Here is a 21,049-nt window from a genome sequence, read left to right on the forward strand (position 1 = left end):
GCAAGCCTCGCCGATGGGGATAGAAACTATATTGACAGCTAAACACGATCCGTATAGTAACTTAACACAACCATACAGAATCGTCAATTAAGAGGAGTGCGTAGCATGAGCCGCGACCACGTAAGTCACGCGGACCTGGTTCGTTTTGCCGACGAACGGGTGAACCTGAAGCGCGATGACGCGGCGGATTTGCGCGCTCAGGCGAACCGCTTGCGTGACCGCCTGGAGACCTATCTGGCAGAACATCCCGACTTCGCGCTGCGCAAGATGATGCTTTCGGGAAGCCTGGCCAAGGGTACGGCGCTGAAGTCGATCAGCGATATCGACGTGGGCTGCTACGTTTCTTCCGACTCGGCCCCGGACAAAATCTCAGATCTGATCGACTGGCTGGCCAAGAAGCTCGAAACGGCGTTTCCGAACTTCAAACCCGAGCAGATCAAGCGCAAGACCTATTCCGTCGGGGTCAATTTCATCACCACGGGCAATGAAGTCGACATCGTCCCCATTCTCTATGCGGGCGATCCGCAGTGGCGCGGTGACCTTGTCTCTCAGGACACGGGCGAAAAGCTGATGACGAGCGTGCCGATGCACCTCGAATTCATCCGCAAACGGAAAACCGCCAATGACAAGCATTTCGCGCAGGTCGTGCGGTTCGTGAAGTTCTGGAGCCAGCTTATCAAGCAGCAGGACGAAAATTTCCGCTTCAAGTCATTCATGATCGAGCTGATAGTCGCCTATCTCGCCGACCGCGGCCTTGCGTTGAGCGACTATCCGTCGGCCCTGGGGAAGATCTTCGCCTTCATAGCAAACGACGACTTCGAAACGGCCATCACCTTTGCTGATTACTACAACCCGGCGACCTGCGCGGCGACAGGCGCGCCGGTCCGAGTCTGGGACCCCGTCAACAACAAGAACAACGTGAGCGCTCTCTACACCCGGCAGAACAAGGAGAAGATCGTCGAAGCCGCCCTTGATGCGGGTGACGCGATCGACTCGGCGCTGCGCGCGATCACCAAGGGCGACACCGTGCGCTACTGGCAGAAAATTTTTGGCCCGACGTTCAATGTGTGAGGCAATATGAGCTCCTACTCCACCACCGAAACCGAAACCTTCACGATCGCCCATGCACGGCGCATCGCATCGAAGGTTGCCACCGACCTGCTGCGGTTCCAGTCGCTTTATAACGGCGTGCCGTCTACGGCCTTGATCGACAACTACGAGAAGGAGATCGTCGAGTATCTCCGCCACGACGTCGTTAAGTCCGTGACCTACGGCTTCAAGCGCGACGGCAAGTGGACCGAGGCCGCCGTGCGCTACCGCGCGCTCGCGGGCGGCATCCTGGTCTCGGACGATGATCCGGGGAAGATCCGGCCGCGCCTTGACGTTGCCGGTGCCACCTTTACGTCCTTTCTCGTTCACAACAGCAACTGGTCGAACATGACGGCAGCAGAACGTCAGGCGATAGAGAACGCCTGCCCCTTTCAGCGGTCGTTGGGCACCGAACCGCCGCTCGAATCCGGCTATTGGACCGACGATCTCAACTACATCGCCGGCGGTCGTGGTCTCGGCCGCAGCACAGTGAGGAAGATATGAGCGACGCCATCTCAATTGACGACGTTTTCGACCGTCGGCTCGATTTTCCCGATATGGGCGCGGCGCGGCGGCTTGCGCGGCTTGTCGGCATAGATGACGCGAAGACGCGCCTTGCCAAGGTTCTGGGCGTTCTGGTCAATCCCGCTGGCCCGCGCGATTGGGCGGAAAAGCACCATAAGGGAGCGTCAGTCGCGCTCGACTATTTGGAGCGACGCCCGCCACTGGTGATTCTAGCGGGTGACGTCGGCACAGGAAAAACCGCTCTCTCTGAAACCGTCGGCGATGCCGTCGCCCGGCAGGAAAAGATCGGCGTCACGCTCTATCCCCTGTCGCTCGCGACGAGGGGAAGCGGCAAGGTCGGCGAAATGACCAAGCTGCTGTCTGCTGCATTCGATGCGACGCTTCTTGCGGCCGAGAAACTCAAGCGTTCGTCGGGCAAGGCATCGGGCGGGATTATCCTCCTGGTCGACGAGGCCGATGCCGTTACGCAGAGCCGCGAAAGCGCCCAGATGCATCACGAGGACCGGGCCGGTGTTAACGCGTTCATTCGCGGCGTCGATCGGCTTGCCGAGAGGCAGTTGCCGGTTGCCGTGGTCCTTTGCACGAACCGCCTATCGGCAATTGACCCTGCCGTACAACGGCGGGCGGCGGAGATTTTCGATTTTGACAGGCCCGGCGATAAGCAGCGCCGCGCTGTGATCGAAGACCCTCTGACCGAGCTGGGTTTCAACAAGGCGCAGATCGATCAGGTCGTGAACCTGACCGGGGGCGAAAAGGGCGCGGTTGGTTACACCTTCTCCGATCTCACGCAGCGCTTACTGCCGACACTTATCCTGGACGCTTATCCCGACCGGCCTGTCCGGTTCGAACGCGCCATCGAGATTATTCAGGCCATGAAGGCTACACCGCGCTTCCGCGACGGTAAGGCGACATGAGCGCAGCTTTTACGGAGGACTGCCCGTGACCCAAGCCGTTATCGTCGCCCGCGATGGAGCAGCCTATCAAGCCCGTCTTTTCTGGCAAAAGGCGGCGCTGCTTCTCGATCCCCATGGCCCCGTCGTAAAGGTCGGCTTTGAAAGCGGCGCGAACGGGTTTGATGACATGTGGGTCGAATATGATCCGGCTCTTCTCGATCAGGAGGGACATCCCCTGCGCAGGGAGCATGTCCAGTGCAAATGGCATGTCAGCCCCGACAGTTACGGCCATGCGAGCCTGGCCGACCCGGCGTTTCTCGGGGCGACGGCGCGGTCTCACTTGCAGCGCGCCATAAAGGCGCAGCGTGACCACGCACCCGATGGAATGGGCACTCGCTTCCGGCTCGCCAGCAACTGGCGCATTGATCGCGCCGACCCTCTGCGCGCGCTCGTGAATGAGCGGTCGCACACACTTCGTGTCGGCATGCTTTTCGGAACCGCCACCGATAACAGCACGATGGGCAAGGTGCGCAAGCTTTGGCGAGATCACCTGGGTGTCACGGACGACGAACTGCGCATCCTCGCGCGGACCCTCGCTTTTTCGGAAACGTCCGAATCCCTGGACGGACTGCGCGAACTTCTCGACCTGCATTTCCTGGCCGTAGGGCTGAAACGTAGCTGTGCCGGGTTTTGCCGACCGCCAGATACGGCCGGATTCGGACTGGCAGGGGACGCTGTATCCGGCGTTGAAGAACTTCCTTCTTGAAGCCGCGCGCGAGAGCGAACGGCTCAGGCTCGTCCTCGACGCGCACCTCACGCTTTCATTTGCGGCAGGTTCGGTGCTCAATATCAAATCGGGGCGTCTTATCGAGCTGGAGCAGCGCACTACGGGCCGTGCGGTGTGGTCGCCCAATGACCTGCCTCACGATCCCGCCTGGCCGGTATGGACCTTCAGTGAGCATGACGGCATGCCGGAGGGGGACGGGATAGTCGTCACGGTGAGTCTCACTCATGACGTAGCGGCGGCGGTGTCCGGATATGCGGCCGCGTCGCTGCCCGTAGCGCGCGCTACGCTTGACGCGCGGATCGCAACGGCGCCGGGTGCTCGCGCCGTGATCTGCGGCCGTCATGCCTTCGAGCTGGCAGAGTCTCTGGTCGCCAAGATCAGGTCAGTCCGCGACACTTCGCCGGGACAAAGGATTCACTTGTTCATGGCTGTTCCGGGGGCCTTTTCATTTTTCCTAGGCCAGCGCGCAACCGCCATTGGGCCGGTCACGATTTATGAGTTTGATTTTGATGGCAACAGGGGGGGTAGCTACGAAGTGTCGCTGTCCTTGCCGGTCACGGTGTCGTAGGAGACGAAGCGCCGCTCCCGCTCAAGATCGTCATCGCGCCTGCGGCAGCGCTCGCCCTCCACCGGGGAGAAGCGCGGCGGTTATGGCGGATTTGATCCATTATGCTTTGTGCTGCGCGACATTGTGGTCGCGTCTCTCGAGAGACGACGACGTCATACCAGGACGAGACACACTCAACCGTGCTATCCATGTATTCTCTGGCATGATCCCAGTCGTGAATATCAAACCGACCCTAAATAGACCAGAACGCCTAGCGGCCGTCCCGCCTGTCGCCGACGACTTGGCGGCAAATCTGCTCCTTTGAAGCAACGCGGGAGGCGAACGATAGAGCTCTTTTGTGGACTGGACGTGGCGATGGATGAGACAGCGCTGTGCGTCGTCGACGATCATGGCGTCGTGCAACTTGTGACGACGGCGGTGACGGATCCCGATGCGCTGTTTGCGGTGCTGAAGCCGTTTCTGCCGAGCCTGCGCCGCGTCGGCCACGAGGCAGGATCACTGTCGCCGGTCTGCATCCGGAACTGAAGAAACTCGGCCTGCCGGCGATCTGCCTGGAGACGCAGCACGTGCGCGGCGCGATGTCGGCGCAGCGCAACAAGACCGACAGGGCTGATAGACTCGGCATCGCCCACATCATGTGCACCGGCTAGTTCCGCCAAGCCTACATCAAGTCAGAGAGCTGCTGCGGGACGAAGCTTCTGTTGATGCGCCGGCGCAATCTGAAGGTCAAGTTTCTCGACCTGGAGAACGCGATCAGGCACTCGCTGAAGGCATTCGGCATCCGCCTTGGCAAGGTCGGACGCGCGCTTTATGACGACGATCGACGATCCCACACGCTTCCGCCGCTCACGCGACGTCGCGGCCTACTTCGGGCTGACCTCGCGGCGCTGGCAGTCGGGCTCCTCGATCGACCTTCAGCGCCGCATCTCGAAGGCTTGCGATGCGGACGTGCGGCGCGCGCTCTACGAGGCGGCGTCGGGACTGATGACGCGCTTCAAGGGCAGGGACAAGGTCAAGAGCTGGGGCCGGGAGATCGCCAAACGCTCCTGCCACCGCAAGGCCTGTGTCGCTGTGGCGCGCAAGCTGGCGGTGATCATGCACGCCATGTGGAGCGACGGCACGTTCTATGTCGGCGACGCAGCCATGAGTGACACCGACGCCGCGCAACGCGCCCACATCAAGGATCGACGCCTGCTCGGAGCGCAGCGATGAGCGGCGCGGCGGCGGTTGAAACGCATGGCGCCCGCACGCTGACGGACGCCATCTGACACAAGGAGATCCGCCCCTGCGGATGAGAACCGAAGCAGACCAGGAACGACGGAACGCACGTTATCTTGCCTGCTGCCGCGCCGACGAACAGCCGGCCGGACCGCGCTCGATTGCCTGTGACGATGCTCCGTCAGTCCGATGGAAAAGTGCGCCACGACGGTCCGAGCGCTGCAACCATGCAGCCGAACCACACCGTCGCAGAGCGCGGAAGATTGCACGGCGCATCGGAACTCGACGTTCAAAAGCGGAATCGTAGCGCAGAGAATAGAGTCGTTTATCATCGTAGACGGAAGGAGGAACGACGATGATTACAAAGTATTGCCAAACACAACCGATTAAGATGGCAAGATAAAAGGCAGCACATTGTGCTTTGGGCGGTTGGTTGTTTTTGTTGGACTTTTCGCTGTCTCCCACACATTGCAACAGTCCAGCGATATCCTCCTGATCGCGGCTCAGGCGATCGATCGCCTCTGCGAGCACGACGACGAACTTGCCCCGCATCGCATCGCTGATCAGCTCCTGAAGGCCGGGACGCAGCAGCAACGCGCCGGAGATCGCCCGGTCGGTATTGCTGTCGACGACTGTCCAGCCTTGCTTTTTGGCATGGAGGCGCCAGAGCCGCAGCTGATCCCTCGATCGAGGCGTCTCGCTGATTGTCAGTCGAGTAGCGGGCGTAGAGCGCGACCTTCATGAGGCGACCTCCCTATTCCGGGAGGCGATCTCGCTTCCAATCATGCGTTTCGGCTTGTACGAAATCCCGTGCGGCCTGTCGCGCCAGCAGCCGGACCAGATCGATGAGGCGTGGATCGGGCTTCGAGGACGCAGGCACTGCCGGTTCGCGGGCCGCGTCGACGACCACACCAAACTTTTCGGCTGTTGTACGTCTCGGTCGCACCACGATCGCGTCCTCGTCCTCGCGCGGAGCACTCCGCTTCGCGACGAAGATGCCACGTGACGGCGCGTTGGCAAGAGAGAAATTCATTTTGAATCAATAGCTTGTTTCGCGCAGGAGCGAGTTCTGGCGGACGGCAGCGTAGTGGCGGGGCACGAGTCGACTACCGTCGTAGCAAAAATATTTTTGCGATCACCTTCCTTTGAAGAGGGTAGTTTCGTCATGGTGGCAACCCTCGACACCATGAATGCCTTGGGGAGGCCATCCTCACCCACCGGGATGCATAACAGTTTCACCAGCCTTGCCCTCCAAGGAAAAGACGGCTATATATCCGGATATAGAACGGAGGCACGCGATGAGCAACAGTGCGCAGAAGAGAGCCATCGAGAATTATCGGTCTCGCCTGACTGAGCGCGGCATCGCGCGGTTCGAGATCCAGGCGTTCGACGCCGACCGCGATCTACTGCGAACCCTTGCCCGGAAATTGACGGAGGGCGGGCCGGAAGCCGGACAGCTTCGTCGGGCCGTACAGCAGGCAGTGGCGGGTGAGTCTCCGAAAGCGGGCGGCATTCTCGCTGCGTTGCGTCGCTCGCCTCTGGTTGGCGCGGACCTCGACCTCAGCCGGCCCCGCGAAGAGGGGCGCAAGGTCGACCTGTGACGCGTTACCTGCTCGATACCAACATCATCAGCAATGTCGTCAAACCGCAGCCATCAGAATCACTCGTGGCATGGATGTCGTCACAGCGCGATGAGGACCTGTTTATCGCCTCGCTGACCGTTGCGGAAATCCGACGCGGGATTTTGGAGAAACCACGCGGCAGAAAGCGCGATGCACTCGACAAGTGGTTCACTGGGTCTGAAGGGCCGCAGGCTCTGTTCGCGGATCGCATCCTCGCATTCGACGAGAAAGCAGGTCTGATCTGGGCGCGGCTAATGGCAGATGGCAAGGCCAAAGGCCGCCCACGAAGCGCTCTCGACACGATCATCGCCGCTGTTGCCGAGAGAAATGGGTGCCTTGTCGTCACGGACAATGAGAAAGATTTCGAGGGAGTCGATATCGTTAACCCCCTGCGGGAAGTCGAGAGATGAGCGTAGTCACCTCCGTTTGTTCATGTAATGGTCCTATCGAGGTCGACTCACAGCAACAGATCAAAAAGCCTATGGTTTCACGCCTCGGCAGGCTCAGCCTAGCTTCAAATTCATTCAGGAGCAGGCACCTAGCGGCTCTGTCGAGGTAATAAATGACTGATTACAATAAATTGAGTCGAGAAGATTTGATCCGCGTGCTGCTCGACCGGGACGGAGTGGACGTCGGCGGAATCCGTCTGACCTACCCCGGACAAACGCCGCCTTGGCAAATCATCCGCCAGTTGAAGCCACGCTCGCAGCGTATCGAGAAAAAGCTGTGTGTTGGCTCCGAGGCATTGCAGTCCGAGAACGTCCTCCATGCGCCGTGGAGGGGATCGTCGGTTTGAGGAAACCTCGCCCGAGGAACTCGAGGAGTGCTTTTGGCGCGCCAAGATGATCTCGGACTTGATCATTGCGAGGCTCGGTCCTGGCAGGGATGGCATCGCCACATGAGCCTGTGCATGGCCGCCCTGGCGTTCCTCTCCAAGCTATCGGCTGATCTTCGCCGCAGCGCATGGAGCAAACCGAACGAAAGTCTGAAGGAGCCAATCGCCGCCCGATCCGGATGGCTGGGCTCGTCCCGAGCGTGCCCGAGATCCGCTATCTCCTCGCCCGGATCCTCATCTTCCCACCGACACAAAAGCCCTTCATCATCGCATGGTCGCTATGGCGACGACGACATCGGGCCGCAGCCACCATTTGTCACTACAAACGGCGTGGACATGCGCAACCTGTAGTACTAGCCCAAGCGGCGGCGTGAACACCAAGGGCTGCCGTTTCGTTTTTCAGGGTTTGCCTGAAAAATCTTTAGCCCAGACCGGGCTATTCTGGTGCACCTGTCGTATTTCCACAGGGTGTTGCACGGTAGAGTGACAACGCCTTGCCGCGTGCGCGGAGCAGGAGGGCATGGCAACAGGCCGGAACAAGTAGGACGGCGCAGACCGTCACACTCTTCAAAAAGAGACTATTCGCCAGAGGGTATCTTCATCATCGATCCGGCGGTCGGGAGGCTCTGCCGGCTGAAAAGGACGATGGCTATGATACAGTCAGGAGATGGATGGCGTGATCCACGTCGGGCACCTGCACCGATCACCTCCCCAAAATGGCGATCCGGTCCTGGTATCGAGCCGCCGTGCCGAGATTTTCGCGGCCGTGGAGGCTTCGCTCTCTGGTGTCTGCAGGGCGAAGCGGGCAGCAGATGAGAGCCAGCGGCGGGGGAGCACCAGCCGCCCGAACCGACGTGCGTCGACGGACACGATCGTAAGGACGCTGGCCTGTCTTGGCAGTCTCGGCCGGATGTCGACGTCGCTCTAGATCCCAAGACGTCGATCTTGAGATAGCGATTTGCCAGCACTTTCCTTAGACAGCTTGCACCGGGGTGGGGACCTAGTTCGCACGCTACAGCAACCCAGCCTGTTCAGCCTCGCGGCGCAGGTTCTGGCGCGGGCGCGGGCCGATCTGCTGGATCACCAATCCGGCCGCCAGGGAGCCAAGGTCGCCGCAGGCCTTGAGGTCGCGGCCTTGGGTGTAGCCATGCAGGAAACCGGCGGCATAGAGGTCGCCGGCGCCGGTCGTGTCGACCAGTTCCTTGATCGCCGTCGCCTGGATGACCACGGTCTCGTCGCCGCGCACGATGACCGAGCCTTTTTCCGAGCGGGTCACGGCGGCGATCCGGCAATCCTTGCGGATCTGCGCCAGCGCCTCGTCGAACGACGATGTCTGGTAGAGCGACTTGATCTCGTGGCTGTTGGCAAAGACGATGTCGACGGTGCCCGAACGCATCAGGTCGAGGAACTCGTCGCGATAGCGGTCGACGCAGAACGAATCCGATAGGGTCATCGACACCTCGCGGCCTGCCGCGTGCGCCAGCTTCGCCGTCTGCCGGATCGCTTCCTTGGCGCGCGGCGGGTCCCACAGATAGCCCTCGAAATAGGTGACCTTGGCGCCGGAAGCCTTGTCGGGCTCGACATCCTCCGGCCCGAGTTCGATGGCGGCGCCGAGATAGGTGTTCATCGAGCGCTCGCCGTCGGGGGTGACGAAGATCATCGAGCGCGCCGTCGGCGGCTCGCCCTTGAGCGGCCTGGTGTCGAAGGCGACGCCTTGCGCATGGATGTCGTGCGCGTAGATTTGGCCCAGCGCATCGTTGGAGACCTTGCCGAAGAAGGCGGCGCGTCCGCCGAAGGAGGCGACGCCGGCCGCCGTGTTGCCGGCGCTGCCGCCGGACGCTTCGATGGCCGGGCCCATGCGGCTGTAGAGCAGTTCGGCGCGCTGGGTGTCAATGAGGTTCATCGCGCCCTTGATGATGCCGTTGGTCTCGAGGAAGTCCTCGTCGCACTGGGCGATGATGTCGACAATGGCATTGCCGATGCAAAGCACGTCATAATCCGGCATCAATGTCTCCGCGATGAACCTGCCGGCTTTCTGCCGCCACGTGCGGATCTGGCGAGTTGGAATGGGTTTTCCAAATGACAATCCAGTCGACGTCGGCGTTCATGCGGCTGCGAGCCCTGCCGCGCGCCGCAAGTCTTCGGCTCTGTCTGTCCTCTCCCAGGTGAACTCAGGCTCTTCACGGCCGAAATGTCCATATGTCGCGGTCTTGCGGTATATCGGACGTAAGAGATCAAGCATTTTGATAATGCCCTTCGGTCTGAGATCGAACAGCTCAAGAACGAGGCCCTCGATCCTTTTTTCCTCAATCCTCGCCGTTCCGAAAGTGTTGACCATGACAGAAACCGGACTGGCCACGCCGATCGCGTAAGCAAGCTGAACCTCGCAGACCTCCGCAAGTCCGCTAGCAACGATGTTCTTCGCGACATAGCGGGCCGCATAGGCAGCCGAGCGGTCTACCTTGGACGGGTCCTTGCCCGAAAAGGCGCCGCCGCCGTGACGCCCCATCCCACCATAGGAATCGACGATGATTTTGCGCCCTGTAAGGCCGCAGTCGCCGCGCGGCCCACCCACCACGAACCGCCCCGTTGGATTGACCAAGATCCTGATCCCCGCCGTATCCAAATCGGTCGGCAGGACCGGCCTTATAATCTCCTCGACGACGCCTTCCCGGACTGTATCTTGTGAGACCTCTTCCGCATGTTGCGTCGACAGGATTATGGTATCCAGCGCCACTGGGCGCAAACCTTCATAGCGGACAGTCACCTGCGACTTCACGTCCGGACGCAGCCAGCTAAGCTGTCCTGCTTTGCGGACCTCTTCCTGCCTTTTCGTCAAGCGATGAGCGAGCTGGATCGGCAAGGGCATCAGTGTATCGGTCTCGCTGCATGCGAACCCGAACATCAGGCCTTGATCCCCCGCGCCCTGCTCGAGATCCTGCCCCCGACCCTCGTCAACGCCTTGGCTAATGTCGGGCGACTGCTCGGTGAGGGCCAGGACGACGGCGCAACGCCGACCATCAAAGCCAACGGCATCATCATCGTATCCAACATCGAGAATCGTGTCGCGGGCAACTTGGCTGTAATCGACCTGCGCATCGCTGGTGATCTCGCCAGCCAGAACGACCATCCCTGTCTTGACCAACGCCTCACAGGTCTTCACCAAAGCTTCACAGGCGACGCGCGCCTTTGGATCGGAGCGCAGGACCGCATCGAGGATGGCATCCGAGATGTTGTCGGCCAATTTATCCGGATGTCCCGCGCCGACGGATTCAGAAGAGAACACGAACTGCCTAGCCATGAAATGCCTCGCTTCGGGTGTGGAGTTGTATGGAGCATTTTGATGAGTTCGCCTTAGATGTCGGTGATGCCCGGCACCCCGAACGCAGCGCAGAAGTCGGCGACGTCTCTTCGCACGCTGGTGTGAACATCCGGATCGTTGGGCTGGCGGCAGACCAAGTCAATGAAAGCGGCGATCTGCAGCATTTCCCCCTCGCGCATGCCCATTGAGGTCACTGCTGGCGACCCCAAGCGAATTCCGCTTGCGACCGCCGGGTCGCGCGGGTCGCCCGGCACCATATTGAAGTTCGTAATGATGCCAGCGTTTGCCAACCGCTCGGCATAAGCTTTTCCTGACAGTGGTCGATCACGCAGATCAAGGATCAGCATGTGATTGTCAGTCCCCCCGGTGACCAGGTCATAACCTCGCTCCAGAAGCGCCTGGGCCAGAGCCTTGGCATTCTTGACGATCTGGTGACCGTAGCTGCGGAAGGCCGGGGTCGCGGCTTCCTGCAAAGCGACAGCTAGCGCAGCGACAACATTCATATGAGGCCCTCCTTGCAGTTGAGGGAAGACAGCGCGATCTATCCGCCTGGCGAGATTGTATTTGCTCTTGGGATGGTACAGAGCCTGATAGCGATCTTCGTTCCTCGACAAAATGAAGCCACCGCGGGGACCGCGGATCGATTTGTGAGAGGTGCTGGTGACGACGTCGCAATGGCAAACCGGATTCGGGTGCGCTCCTGCGACAATCAGGCCACTGATGTGCGCGATGTCGGCCACGAGATAGGAGTTCGTCTCCAGAGCGATTTCTGCCATCAGCGCGTAGTCAAAGATACGGGGATAAGCAGTACCGCCAACCCAAATGAGCCGAGGCTGTTCGCGCTTTGCTGTTTCGCGCAAACGGTCATAGTCAATTTGCTGCGTCTTTTCGTGCAGCCCATAGGGGACCCGCTTATAGTCCGTTCCGGAAAAATTGATGGCCCAACCATGAGTGAGATGGCCGCCTTCCGGAAGGGGCAAGCCCATGACTTTGTCACCGGGGCTCAAAAGCGCGCGATAGACAGCCTGGTTGGCCGGCGAGCCGGAATAAGGCTGGACGTTGGCATGCTCGCTGCCAAATAGTGTTTTCAACCGCTCAATCGCAAGGTTCTCAAGCTCATCGACGATCTCGTTTCCCGCGTAGTATCGTGCACCGGGGTACCCCTCGGCATACTTGTTCGTGAAAATCGAACCGGTCGCTTCCAGAACGGCCGAGGAGGCAAAGTTCTCAGAGGCGATGAGTTTGAGCGTTGTCCGCTCCTGCCGCTCCTGTCTTAGAAGCAGTTCGTGAACGCGGCGATCAACCGCGGCCAAGGGAGACCATGCGGAGGTTTCGGGCTGCGCGATGGCGCCGTCGGTGGTGTTGTCCATGGTAGCTTCTCGCTCCGCTTGGATTGATTTATTTCACGATCAGGCAGGCGGTCCCTTCGGCCGCGCGTCTCGGATCGCTTCGAGCCGCTGCAGGTCCCGTTTATGATAGCCGTCGCCATGGGGCAGGAGATCGACCAATAGTTGAACCAGCCCGCCGTCCTTGCCTGCTTTCAGATGGTACGAGCGCCACGGGCGTTGTTCGTTGCAGCAAAGAAAGTCGGCTCTGGCGAGCAGCCGGACGTGTCGCACAATCCGCTCGCGACGCACGCCCAGAATCTCCGCTAGTTCGCAGACAGTTAGGTCCGCATGCGCGCAAAGGCCCAGGATTCGAAGGCGATCCAAATGCGCTGCTGTGCGTAGGCGACTGACCAGTGTCATCATTGGTCAACATCAGGCCACATAGAAAGACAGGGCACTCGTCCTACTGACTTTGTCATTTGGCAATCTCCGCAGATGCTGCAGCTTTCGAACCAAATCATGTTTTTGCTTAATCCGGCCACCAGACAATCGCCGTGGTCGCGAGGAACTTCTCCTATTTTTGAGCGCGTATTTGAGCGCGTACTTGTTTTGAGGCGACAGTAGAGTTTTTCAAAAACCCATGATGTGCGCTCTTCTGCTGTTGCCGCAAAGAATTGCAGTTTGACCATTGAGAGTAAGTGTCGCCAGGCTTTTGACCTACTTACCTCGGATTCGACGATGAGCTTACCATTCCAACGAATTTGGTGTTGCTAAGAGTGTATGAATTTCTTTGAAGGATCTGTTGCAATGTCTGCACGCGAATTGGCGAAGTGCCGGTCAGGCAGCGAGACTGGCGAACAGCTTGACCAGGGGGGATCGGATCAAAAGCGGATCCCGCTTGCCGTTTTGTATCCCGGCGATCGATCTGTTCGAAATCGACGACTGCGAGCAGGAAGTAAAGACAGGCGGCCAGATCGACAAACGCTGATTGCCGGACAATGACCCAGGTCGAAGTCAGATAGGGAGGAAATTGAGTACCAACGCTCCAGTCAACTCAATGGCAAAGGCACGGCTTGCGCCGATGTCGTGCTGCCAGAAAGTTTATCCTGTGCCAGACTATTCCCAAGCCTTGGGGCAATCCCAGAGCTGATGGGGGATCATCGATCCTGAGTCGTCATGAGGACCCATGTCCGTGGCGCACACGGACATGAGTATGCCGTCGTTGGCTTCGATCAGGTAGACGATGAGATGGGCCTCGAATGTTGAATACGTATTGGCGGCGATAGTTCAAGCCGCTCCCGGGCCATGCGCGGATTGGCAGCGATCAGATCGAAGATCGCGAACATCTCGTCATGATCTTCTCTGACCTGCACAGCACCGAACAGGTGCACTGCCTGCTCGGCAATACCGATAATGGTTTGGCCGCTTCCGCAAAAAGCGTGTCCCTGGAACGTTTGCCGGCGCCCCTTTTCAGGCCATCATCGACAAAACGCCAACGCGAGCGATTATGTGCGCGATTTGATCCGCCGGGATCAGGAGCGAAATGACAAAATCGCGGCCATGAAGCGCCGCGCGACAATGGCTAATGGGAATTCGCCTCTCGTTAACAGCCGTAGCGGCCCGTTTTGGCTTGCCCCTCGACCCAATCCTTCATCGGGTCGGGTAGTGATACGTTCATCGTTGCCATAGTGCCCTCCGTACCCTATACCAGCATGGCATATTTTGGCAAAGTTTGTCAAAACGCTGGCCGAGCCGCGCTATCCGAAGGCGCTTGGGTCAAGTGTTCATGGGCGGCCGATCATTGCGGATGTCGCGGACCTTGTCGCAATAGCTGACGCCGGCCGTGCTTTTCAATGAAAGACGATGGCACGCGGCTGCCCCGCCAAGCCCAAATCTGGTTCAACACCAGTGCCCGGCCTTCGGCCCGTCCTCAAACTGCTCACGTTGAACGCCAGCGATTGGTGCATCTTGCAGAAGCTGAGCTTGCGGAAGGCGAACACGGTGCTGGAGGTGACTGAGTACTCGCGGCGACGCCTGCGGAGTACGTAGCGGTCGAGAACGCCGCAAGGGGGGCAGACAGGCTCGCCCTGGGTCTTAGGCCAGCGGAACTGACGGAAGATCGCGTAGGCTTTCTCTTCGTCAATCTTGACGAGGTGCTGGATGGGCATGTCCCGGCATCCCGGGGACATCAGGAAGTGCTGGCCGTCCTGGTATTTCGCACCTCCGCGCCTCAGCGTCGTGATTGACGTGGATGAAACGCCACCGGTCCGGAAGTTCTAGAATCTAGGCGGGGCGTGCGGGAACTAGAGGCGTGGGTGCTCATGTTCAGGCTCCTGAGGCGATGGTCGCCGATACACATGGCGATGCGGCGGCTTCGGGAGGCCGTCGAAATCAGCGCCGTATGCGGATCTGCCTGACATAAGCGGGCCATTAGTGGATCTGGCCGCAGGAGTCGATCGGTTCTTTAACTTCGAGGCAACGAGCCGTAAACGAGCATGGGCCAAACTCGCTAACTGCTTCACCCGCATTTCAGTGACGGTTAACACTGGTTGCCATGCAGCCGCCCGCCGCATTGACTTTCAGGCAGGTCGGGCAGATATATTGCTCGATCGAGGAAGGTAGTCGTGAGCGTTAAGGTTGGCCATTTCAACGTGAAGGATCGTCGCGCGGAGAAGCAGCGTTCCCGTGATGTCGACCTTGCGCGCCTTGCGTCCAAGCAGATTTCCGCTAAGGAACTTCGCGATGAGAATGGCTTTTTCTCGTCCCTGGATCGGTCGAAGGCCCGGCTTCTTGTTCGCAGGGCCTCAGTCGCGTTGAGATGAGTGACGAGCCTGCGCGTTTCGGCCCGGTAGACGTTCTCCAGATAGCATCAAAACTTACGATCGATGATGCCACATTTGTCATCGGCGGCCAGGCTACCAACCTGTGGGCATGGTTCTACCAAGACCGAACTCCTGAGTTGTCGTCCAGCTCCGAACTGACGAGTAAGGACATCGACTATTTCGGCACGAAGAAGGCGGCAGAGAGCCTGGCGCAGGCGCTTGGTGGGAAAGTCTATCTTCCAAATGCAGATGATATGAACACGCCGAACACGGCAGTTGTCGTGGCCGAGGTCAACGGAAAGAAGTTGCAGATCGACTTCATGCACGGCGTTCTGGGTCTCACAAAACGCGAGTTGGAAAACGGCGTTTCGGTCATCCGGCTTGAAGCAGATTCGGACGGAAAGCTGCTGCGGGCAGATGTTGCTGTCATGCATCCAGTCCTCTGCCTCAAGAGTCGAGTCGCGAATATGCTGTCGCCGGCCACCATGCGGCGAGATAAATTCGCGTGGAAACAGTTGTATGCAACGATTGCCATCCTGGAAGTCTACATAAGAGATGCATTGGACGACGGCGATATAAAGGAAGTTAATCGCTGCTTCCGAGAGATTTTTAACTACCTAAGGAGCGATCGTTACGGCCGAAGAGTCGTAGATGAATTGGGTGTCGATCCCCTAAAAATCTTGGAGACGTTCGCTTCCGACAGCTGCCTTGACGAGCGCTATCGCGAACTGACGCTCGGAAAAATGATCGACAGAATCGTGACGGCACGACAACGCCGCCATGACACATGAACGGCAGTTCGGGTTAGGTGGTGGCGGTTGCTACCGAATGGCGCTTTGCCGCCGGAAACATCCGGCTTCGTGCGTGTAAGGCGTAAGCTGAAATCTCAGGGATGGAAGGATCCAGCAACCAATGCAGGGCCGTGTCCCATCAGATTCCATGTGACATGAATTGTCATTGACGTGCTTTCATGAATTCTGGGGTCTATGTCACATCCTCGCTTGCTGCCCGAAAAGAATTTCCCGGGCTACGCGTACCTGCCTGGCAAACATCCTCATCCGGTTCGCGATCCGTTAGGCCACAGTTACCAAAGCGACCCGGTGGCCGTTGTCGCCGTCGAGGAATCCCTCAGCTCAAAGGGGTTTCGATGGGGTGTGGACCTTTTCAATCACGGCTATTACTGGGAAGCTCATGAGGCTTGGGAGCCTCTTTGGCACGCTGCGAAACGAAGCACTCAGCATCGCCTTTTCTTCAAGGGATTGATCCTGTTGGCAGCGGCCGGGGTGAAGATCCGCGAGGGAAAGCGGGTCGCTGCCGCGCGCCATGCGGCAAGAGCTGCAGCCGTCTTTCGTCAGGTGACGTCTCTGCCGAGCCGGCCCTTTGAGGACGCACTCGGAATGACACCTGCCGCGCTCGCGGTACACGCCGAAGCGACCGTAACTTCCCCAGCTGTTTTGCGAGAGCCGATGCTTGGCCAGCCCGACCCGGTTTTCGATTTCATTCTCGCCCCTGGATACGAGGGCTGATGGACGACCGACACCACCGTGCCCTTCGTTATTTCATTGTACGCACTTCCGGCTGTCATGGGCAGTTCGACAATAGAAGCTTCAATCCTGACGCGCGTGCCCCTGCGCTCACACTGCTCTGAGCGCAGCTCCAGTGACAGGCGCTGTTCCTTCGTTCACTCGCGGTAAATTCCCATGGCGTCCCGAGAAGCGACACAACGGGCAGCGCAAACCTGAAGCGGTTGCCTGCGGCCTCGGGCCTCGGCCCTTGACTAATTGGCAGTGATGTACAGGGATTCCCCGAGAGCTTAATCTTAACCGCGCAATGACCTGCTACGGCTGATGGAGGGGAGGGCGCTTGGACGAGAACGATCCGAAGGAAGAGCTGATCGAGACGATTTTCCGCAACGGCACAATCACCGTCGTGGGGATCTTGCTTGCCTTTTCGCTCGGCTTCGTCACGCATTGGGCTGCTAACCCCATGCCATGGCGATTCTACGACCTGGTTGCCGTTGTGCCGATCCTGCTCGGCATCGCGCTGCAGATGCGGGCGCTGTCCATGCTGCTCGACATGAGTTCGCTGCGCCGACCCATCTACGAACGCGCCAACCGCATCTTCATGGCGGGCCTCATCTTCACCGCGTGCGGCGTGGGGCTGGCCATCCTGCTCGATGTCTTCGAGATGTCGGCGAAGGGCGCGCTGCCCGGCGCTTGAGGGCCCCGTCACTGCGCTCTGGCGCTGCCGCTCATCGACTGACGCATCGTCAAGTCCAGGGTTTCCTAGTGCTGCCTCCCGTGCGGCGCTGGCCCTTCTTCCCGAGGCCCTCTTCGCCGACGCCTACAGTTGGACTTTTCCACTGCCCGACTCGCTGGCAGCGAGCCACTGCATTGCGGAGGTTGCATCTTCCAATATGGCGGCACGTTTTGCAAAGCCGAAAAAGGCGTTACGCGCTGCGCTTACAGGTTTTCGCCCGTCGTATGCATCATAGCACGCCCTGAGGGCGGCTTCGTGGATCATGTCTCTGCGATCTTCAGGCCAGTCGTTGAGGAAATCGATAGCGTCCGCAAGGCCGGCAATCTCTTGCACGACGTACGCTGCACGTTTCACGAAAAGTGGACTGCTGAAAGCCTCCGGGTTCATTCGTTTCTCCCAATTGCTGACCCACTGGTTTCCCTAAAACAGGCAGCCTCATCGACACCCGCGGACGAGGTGCCCAGTGGGCGAGGTGCTGACTTTCGGTCCCGATTGCCTGAGCCAATCAGGCGGCTTTGAGTTCCTTCAAAGCCATCTCAAAAGCATTCTTGATCGGCTTGGATACATCCTCGGTAGCTCTCAGCATCAAGGCTTGTAGGACCTTGGCCTGCTCGGCGGATTTTTCAATCTGTTTGTGCAGGAAAGCGATCTGCACCTCGATGAACTCGGAGGGCGACTTCACGGCAACCAGTGCTTCGAGGTGCGTGAAGCCAGCTTCGGCATTGGCCCGCAGAGAGGCAATCATCTGCTGGGACACCTCGTTGCTGGTGGTCTTGGCCGTTTCAAAGGTCGACTCAAAAGCCTTTTGAGTCGTTTCGGCGCCCGAACTCAATTTGGAAAATGCCTCCTTCGACCGCTCAAGGCCCTGTTCGGCGACAGCGCGGACTTGCTCGACAGGCTTGGATGGGTCGAAGGCAGGGGAGCCGGCGTTTTCGATCGTTTCGGTATTTCCGGTGATCTTGGACATTTTTTCGATCCTTTTCCACGGGCGACAGCTAAACAAAGCCGCCATCGTCTATGTACGGAATAGTCGCAACGGATTTATGAAGCTGACATGAATTTGCGCGAGTTGGGTCTCCACGAAGGGTAAAGCAAGGGCGGATGGCTCATCAAAAAGAAGAGCAAAACCGGCGCTATCACCGATATCGGGCCGCCCAGGCTGGTCGGACTTGCAAGGCGCGATCAACGGCTATCCGACGCGGTATTGTGCCGGTCTGGAAACGGCCGGTGTGCTCCAAAATGCGTTCATACGAAAGCAAGTGCGAATGAAAAAACCAAAAGCCCGCAGCATGGATGGGATCGTCGAAGGGACGACCTGCGTGAGTTTCCCGTCGATGTTCGCCGTGTCATGGGTGTTGCAATCAACGACGCCCAGAATGGCGAGGAGCATGCGGCGGTCAAAGCCCTTAAGGGATTTGGCGGCCGCAGCATCCTGGAGGTGGTCGATGACTTTGACTGAGACCTTATCGCGCCGTCTACACCGTCCGCTTCGCTGGCGTGATCTACATCCTTCATTGCTTCCAGAAGAAGTCGAAAAAGGGCAGAGAGACGCCCAAGCACGAAATCGAGCTCGTGACAGTGCGATCGAAGGCCGCTGAGGCGCACTATCGCGAAAACTATGGGAAAGGAACAAAGTCATGACAGAAGACATCACCGCCGAAGTGAGCGGCGGCAACGTGTTTGCGGACCTCGGCCTTGACAATCCCGAAGAGGAATTGCTCAAGGCGAAGCTGGCCCGTGAGATCCGCGCCATCATTAAGCGTCGGCGCCTAACTCAGGCCAAATCAGCTGAATTGCTCGGGATGAAACAGCCCGACGTCTCCGCGATCGTCACCGGGCGAACTGGCAAGTTCTCGATAGATCGCCTGGTGCGCTGCCTCGATCGGCTCGACTATAAGGTCGACCTGGTGGTTCGCCATAAGCCTCGACGCTCAACACACGTGGCTGAAGCCGCTTGACGGCTCGATCATGACATCGCGTCAAGGCCGATGGCGGCCCGAGCGTCGTTCCAAAATTTCGCGAGCGCCGAACTTATTCCGACCGGATCCGCGCCAAAGGAAGGGCGGCATTGCTGCCGCCCTTTCCGAGATTGTTGAGAGGCGTGAACCTTAAAAATCCATGCCGCCCATGCCGCCCATGCCGCCGCCGGGCATCCCACCCGGCATGCCGCCGCCAGCCGACTCCTTCTTCGGGGCTTCCGCGATCATGGCTTCGGTGGTGACCAGCAGGCCGGCGACCGAAGCCGCGTCCTGGAGAGCCGTACGCACGACCTTCATCGGGTCGACGATACCCATGGCGATCATGTCGCCATATTCGCCGGTCTGGGCGTTGTAGCCGAAGGTCGCGCCCTTGTTCTCAAGGATCTTGCCGGCAACGATCGATGCTTCCGCACCGGCGTTGGCCGCGATCTGGCGGGCCGGAGCCTGCAGCGCACGACGAACGATGGCGATGCCGGCCGTCTGGTCGGCATTGGCGCCGGTGACGGTGATGGCTTGCGAAGCGCGCAGCAGGGCAACGCCGCCGCCTGCAACGATGCCTTCTTCCACGGCCGCGCGGGTCGCGTTGAGGGCGTCATCGACGCGGTCCTTCTTTTCCTTGACTTCGACTTCGGTCGCACCGCCGACGCGGATCACCGCAACGCCGCCCGCCAGCTTGGCGAGACGTTCCTGCAGCTTCTCCTTGTCGTAGTCCGAGGTGGTCTCCTCGATCTGCTGCTTGATCTGGGCGACGCGGCCCTGGATCTCGGCCTTCTTGCCGGCGCCGTCGACGATGGTGGTGTTCTCCTTGGAGATCGACACCTTCTTGGCGCGGCCGAGCATGTTGAGGCCGACGTTCTCGAGCTTGATGCCGAGGTCTTCCGAGATGACCTGGCCACCGGTCAGGATGGCGAGGTCTTCCAGCATGGCCTTGCGGCGATCACCGAAGCCCGGCGCCTTGACGGCGGCGATCTTCAGGCCGCCACGCAGCTTGTTGACGACCAGCGTGGCCAGAGCCTCGCCTTCGACGTCTTCCGAGATGATGAGCAGCGGCTTCGAGGTCTGCACGACGGCCTCGAGGACCGGCAGCATGGCCTGCAGGTTGGAGAGCTTCTTCTCGTGGAGCAGGATGTATGCGTCCTCGAGATCGGCAACCATCTTGTCGGCGTTGGTGACGAAGTACGGGCTGAGGTAACCGCGGTCGAACTGCATGCCTTCGACGACTTCGAGTTCGGTCTCGGCGGTCTTGGCTTCCTCGACGGTGATGACGCCTTCGTTGCCGACCTTCTGCATCGCTTCCGCGATCATGGCGCCGACTTCAGTCTCGCCATTGGCTGAGATCGTGCCGACTTGGGCAACTTCCTCGGAAGTCTTGATCTTCTTGGCGTTCTTGGTGAGGTGGGCGACGACTTCGGTGACGGCCAGATCGATGCCGCGCTTCAGGTCCATCGGGTTCATGCCGGCGGCAACCGCCTTGTGGCCTTCCTGGACGATCGACTGCGCCAGAACGGTCGCGGTCGTGGTGCCGTCGCCGGCGATGTCGTTGGTCTTCGAAGCAACTTCGCGGATCATCTGCGCGCCCATGTTCTCGAACTTGTCGGAAAGTTCGATTTCCTTGGCGACGGTAACGCCGTCCTTGGTGATGCGCGGGGCGCCGAACGACTTGTCGATGACAACGTTGCGGCCCTTGGGGCCGAGCGTGACCTTCACCGCGTCGGCGAGAATGTTGATGCCGTGAAGCATGCGCTCGCGAGCATCACGGGAGAATTTTACGTCTTTGGCAGCCATTTTTTACTCCTGGGCAT

At 59.5% G+C, this 21,049-nt stretch carries 22 protein-coding genes and 5 pseudogenes; 16 read left to right on the forward strand and 11 right to left on the reverse strand.

What is annotated here, in order from left to right:
* Positions 1–105 precede the first annotated feature (105 nt).
* The 6 genes and pseudogenes from ABID19_RS32205 to ABID19_RS32230 all read left to right on the forward strand — a co-directional run bounded on the left by ABID19_RS32205 (position 106) and on the right by ABID19_RS32230 (position 5,074).
* Positions 106–1,071 carry a CBASS oligonucleotide cyclase gene (locus ABID19_RS32205; protein WP_263807011.1) on the forward strand — a complete coding sequence of 322 codons (966 nt, stop codon included), beginning with the start codon at positions 106–108 and terminating at the stop codon, positions 1,069–1,071.
* A gap of 6 nt (positions 1,072–1,077) precedes the next feature.
* Positions 1,078–1,593 (forward strand): HORMA-1 domain-containing protein, encoded by a 516-nt coding sequence (locus ABID19_RS32210; protein WP_263807012.1) that lies wholly within the window; start codon positions 1,078–1,080, stop codon positions 1,591–1,593.
* Entirely contained in the window at positions 1,590–2,528 is a 939-nt protein-coding gene (locus ABID19_RS32215) for an ATP-binding protein (RefSeq protein WP_354494687.1), read from the forward strand. The genes ABID19_RS32210 and ABID19_RS32215 overlap by 4 nt, the downstream gene beginning before the upstream one ends.
* 25 nt (positions 2,529–2,553) lie before the next feature.
* Positions 2,554–3,273, forward strand: coding sequence for a hypothetical protein (locus ABID19_RS32220; protein ID WP_263807014.1), 720 nt, complete (start codon positions 2,554–2,556; stop codon positions 3,271–3,273).
* Positions 3,188–3,862 (forward strand): SAVED domain-containing protein, encoded by a 675-nt coding sequence (locus ABID19_RS32225; RefSeq protein ID WP_263807015.1) that lies wholly within the window; start codon positions 3,188–3,190, stop codon positions 3,860–3,862. Before ABID19_RS32220 ends, ABID19_RS32225 begins: the two co-directional genes overlap by 86 nt.
* A 324-nt stretch (positions 3,863–4,186) precedes the next feature.
* Positions 4,187–5,074, forward strand: a pseudogene (locus ABID19_RS32230) (IS110 family transposase).
* A 480-nt stretch (positions 5,075–5,554) separates the two neighbouring features.
* Here ABID19_RS32230 and ABID19_RS32235 read toward each other — a convergent pair.
* Both ABID19_RS32235 and ABID19_RS32240 read right to left on the reverse strand, forming a co-directional pair.
* Positions 5,555–5,822, reverse strand: a pseudogene (locus ABID19_RS32235) (recombinase family protein); the annotation flags it as partial.
* Between the two features lie 12 nt (positions 5,823–5,834).
* A complete protein-coding gene (locus ABID19_RS32240) occupies positions 5,835–6,113 on the reverse strand; it encodes a hypothetical protein (RefSeq protein WP_263807016.1) in 279 nt (92 codons plus the stop codon).
* Between the two features lie 265 nt (positions 6,114–6,378).
* Here ABID19_RS32240 and ABID19_RS32245 point away from each other — a divergent pair, with 265 nt between their 5' ends.
* The 4 genes and pseudogenes from ABID19_RS32245 to ABID19_RS34405 all read left to right on the forward strand — a co-directional run.
* Complete coding sequence (locus tag ABID19_RS32245; RefSeq protein ID WP_263791813.1) at positions 6,379–6,681, forward strand: hypothetical protein; 303 nt, start codon at positions 6,379–6,381, stop codon at positions 6,679–6,681.
* The gene (locus tag ABID19_RS32250; protein WP_263807017.1) at positions 6,678–7,112 is read left to right on the forward strand and encodes a type II toxin-antitoxin system VapC family toxin; all 435 of its coding nucleotides are present in this window, start codon (positions 6,678–6,680) and stop codon (positions 7,110–7,112) included. The genes ABID19_RS32245 and ABID19_RS32250 overlap by 4 nt, the downstream gene beginning before the upstream one ends.
* Positions 7,113–7,264: 152 nt before the next feature.
* Positions 7,265–7,498, forward strand: coding sequence for a hypothetical protein (locus tag ABID19_RS32255; protein WP_263807018.1), 234 nt, complete (start codon positions 7,265–7,267; stop codon positions 7,496–7,498).
* A gap of 19 nt (positions 7,499–7,517) precedes the next feature.
* A pseudogene (locus ABID19_RS34405) lies at positions 7,518–7,708 on the forward strand (IS701 family transposase); the annotation flags it as partial.
* Positions 7,709–8,549: 841 nt separating this feature from the next.
* Here the strand turns inward: ABID19_RS34405 and ABID19_RS32265 are convergent.
* From ABID19_RS32265 to ABID19_RS32280, 4 genes are all read right to left on the reverse strand, one after another.
* Positions 8,550–9,542: an adenosine kinase gene (locus ABID19_RS32265; RefSeq protein WP_263807019.1), complete on the reverse strand. Its 993-nt coding sequence runs from the start codon at positions 9,540–9,542 to the stop codon at positions 8,550–8,552.
* Between the two features lie 99 nt (positions 9,543–9,641).
* Positions 9,642–10,838, reverse strand: a complete 1,197-nt coding sequence (gene metK, locus ABID19_RS32270; RefSeq protein ID WP_263807020.1) for a methionine adenosyltransferase — start codon at positions 10,836–10,838, stop codon at positions 9,642–9,644.
* A gap of 53 nt (positions 10,839–10,891) precedes the next feature.
* On the reverse strand, positions 10,892–12,229 hold the full coding sequence (locus ABID19_RS32275; protein WP_263807021.1) for a serine hydroxymethyltransferase: 1,338 nt from the start codon (positions 12,227–12,229) through the stop codon (positions 10,892–10,894).
* Positions 12,230–12,268: 39 nt separating this feature from the next.
* Positions 12,269–12,610, reverse strand: coding sequence for an ArsR/SmtB family transcription factor (locus tag ABID19_RS32280; RefSeq protein ID WP_263807022.1), 342 nt, complete (start codon positions 12,608–12,610; stop codon positions 12,269–12,271).
* A gap of 1,068 nt (positions 12,611–13,678) precedes the next feature.
* On the opposite strand from ABID19_RS32280, the pseudogene ABID19_RS32285 reads away from it, so the two are divergent.
* Positions 13,679–13,756: pseudogene (locus ABID19_RS32285) on the forward strand (type II toxin-antitoxin system ParD family antitoxin); the annotation flags it as partial.
* A gap of 39 nt (positions 13,757–13,795) precedes the next feature.
* Here ABID19_RS32285 and ABID19_RS34410 read toward each other — a convergent pair.
* Both ABID19_RS34410 and ABID19_RS32290 read right to left on the reverse strand, forming a co-directional pair.
* Positions 13,796–13,874 (reverse strand): annotated as a pseudogene (locus ABID19_RS34410) (ribbon-helix-helix domain-containing protein); the annotation flags it as partial.
* 163 nt (positions 13,875–14,037) lie between these two features.
* A complete protein-coding gene (locus ABID19_RS32290) occupies positions 14,038–14,355 on the reverse strand; it encodes a transposase (RefSeq protein ID WP_263807023.1) in 318 nt (105 codons plus the stop codon).
* Between the two features lie 650 nt (positions 14,356–15,005).
* Between ABID19_RS32290 and ABID19_RS32295 the strand changes: the two genes are divergently transcribed.
* The 3 genes from ABID19_RS32295 to ABID19_RS32305 all read left to right on the forward strand — a co-directional run bounded on the left by ABID19_RS32295 (position 15,006) and on the right by ABID19_RS32305 (position 17,229).
* Positions 15,006–15,800 (forward strand): hypothetical protein, encoded by a 795-nt coding sequence (locus tag ABID19_RS32295; RefSeq protein ID WP_006199651.1) that lies wholly within the window; start codon positions 15,006–15,008, stop codon positions 15,798–15,800.
* A 210-nt stretch (positions 15,801–16,010) separates the two neighbouring features.
* Complete coding sequence (locus tag ABID19_RS32300; RefSeq protein ID WP_263807024.1) at positions 16,011–16,535, forward strand: DUF309 domain-containing protein; 525 nt, start codon at positions 16,011–16,013, stop codon at positions 16,533–16,535.
* A gap of 337 nt (positions 16,536–16,872) precedes the next feature.
* Positions 16,873–17,229: a hypothetical protein gene (locus ABID19_RS32305; protein WP_263807025.1), complete on the forward strand. Its 357-nt coding sequence runs from the start codon at positions 16,873–16,875 to the stop codon at positions 17,227–17,229.
* Positions 17,230–17,352: 123 nt separating this feature from the next.
* Here the strand turns inward: ABID19_RS32305 and ABID19_RS32310 are convergent, their stop codons facing one another.
* Together ABID19_RS32310 and ABID19_RS32315 are read right to left on the reverse strand one after the other, a co-directional pair.
* Positions 17,353–17,655: a DUF982 domain-containing protein gene (locus ABID19_RS32310; RefSeq protein ID WP_263807026.1), complete on the reverse strand. Its 303-nt coding sequence runs from the start codon at positions 17,653–17,655 to the stop codon at positions 17,353–17,355.
* Positions 17,656–17,773: 118 nt separating this feature from the next.
* Positions 17,774–18,235: a phasin gene (locus ABID19_RS32315; protein ID WP_263807027.1), complete on the reverse strand. Its 462-nt coding sequence runs from the start codon at positions 18,233–18,235 to the stop codon at positions 17,774–17,776.
* A 530-nt stretch (positions 18,236–18,765) separates the two neighbouring features.
* Here ABID19_RS32315 and ABID19_RS32320 point away from each other — a divergent pair.
* Complete coding sequence (locus ABID19_RS32320) at positions 18,766–18,909, forward strand: type II toxin-antitoxin system RelE/ParE family toxin (protein ID WP_263807028.1); 144 nt, start codon at positions 18,766–18,768, stop codon at positions 18,907–18,909.
* The gene (locus tag ABID19_RS32325) at positions 18,906–19,226 is read left to right on the forward strand and encodes a helix-turn-helix domain-containing protein (protein ID WP_263807029.1); all 321 of its coding nucleotides are present in this window, start codon (positions 18,906–18,908) and stop codon (positions 19,224–19,226) included. The genes ABID19_RS32320 and ABID19_RS32325 overlap by 4 nt, the downstream gene beginning before the upstream one ends.
* A 150-nt stretch (positions 19,227–19,376) precedes the next feature.
* On the opposite strand, the gene groL is transcribed toward ABID19_RS32325, so the two are convergent.
* On the reverse strand, positions 19,377–21,032 hold the full coding sequence (groL, locus tag ABID19_RS32330) for a chaperonin GroEL (protein ID WP_263807030.1): 1,656 nt from the start codon (positions 21,030–21,032) through the stop codon (positions 19,377–19,379).
* Positions 21,033–21,049 lie beyond the last annotated feature (17 nt).

This window comes from Mesorhizobium robiniae (genome assembly GCF_040545535.1).
Taxonomy (GTDB): Bacteria; Pseudomonadota; Alphaproteobacteria; order Rhizobiales; family Rhizobiaceae; genus Mesorhizobium; species Mesorhizobium robiniae.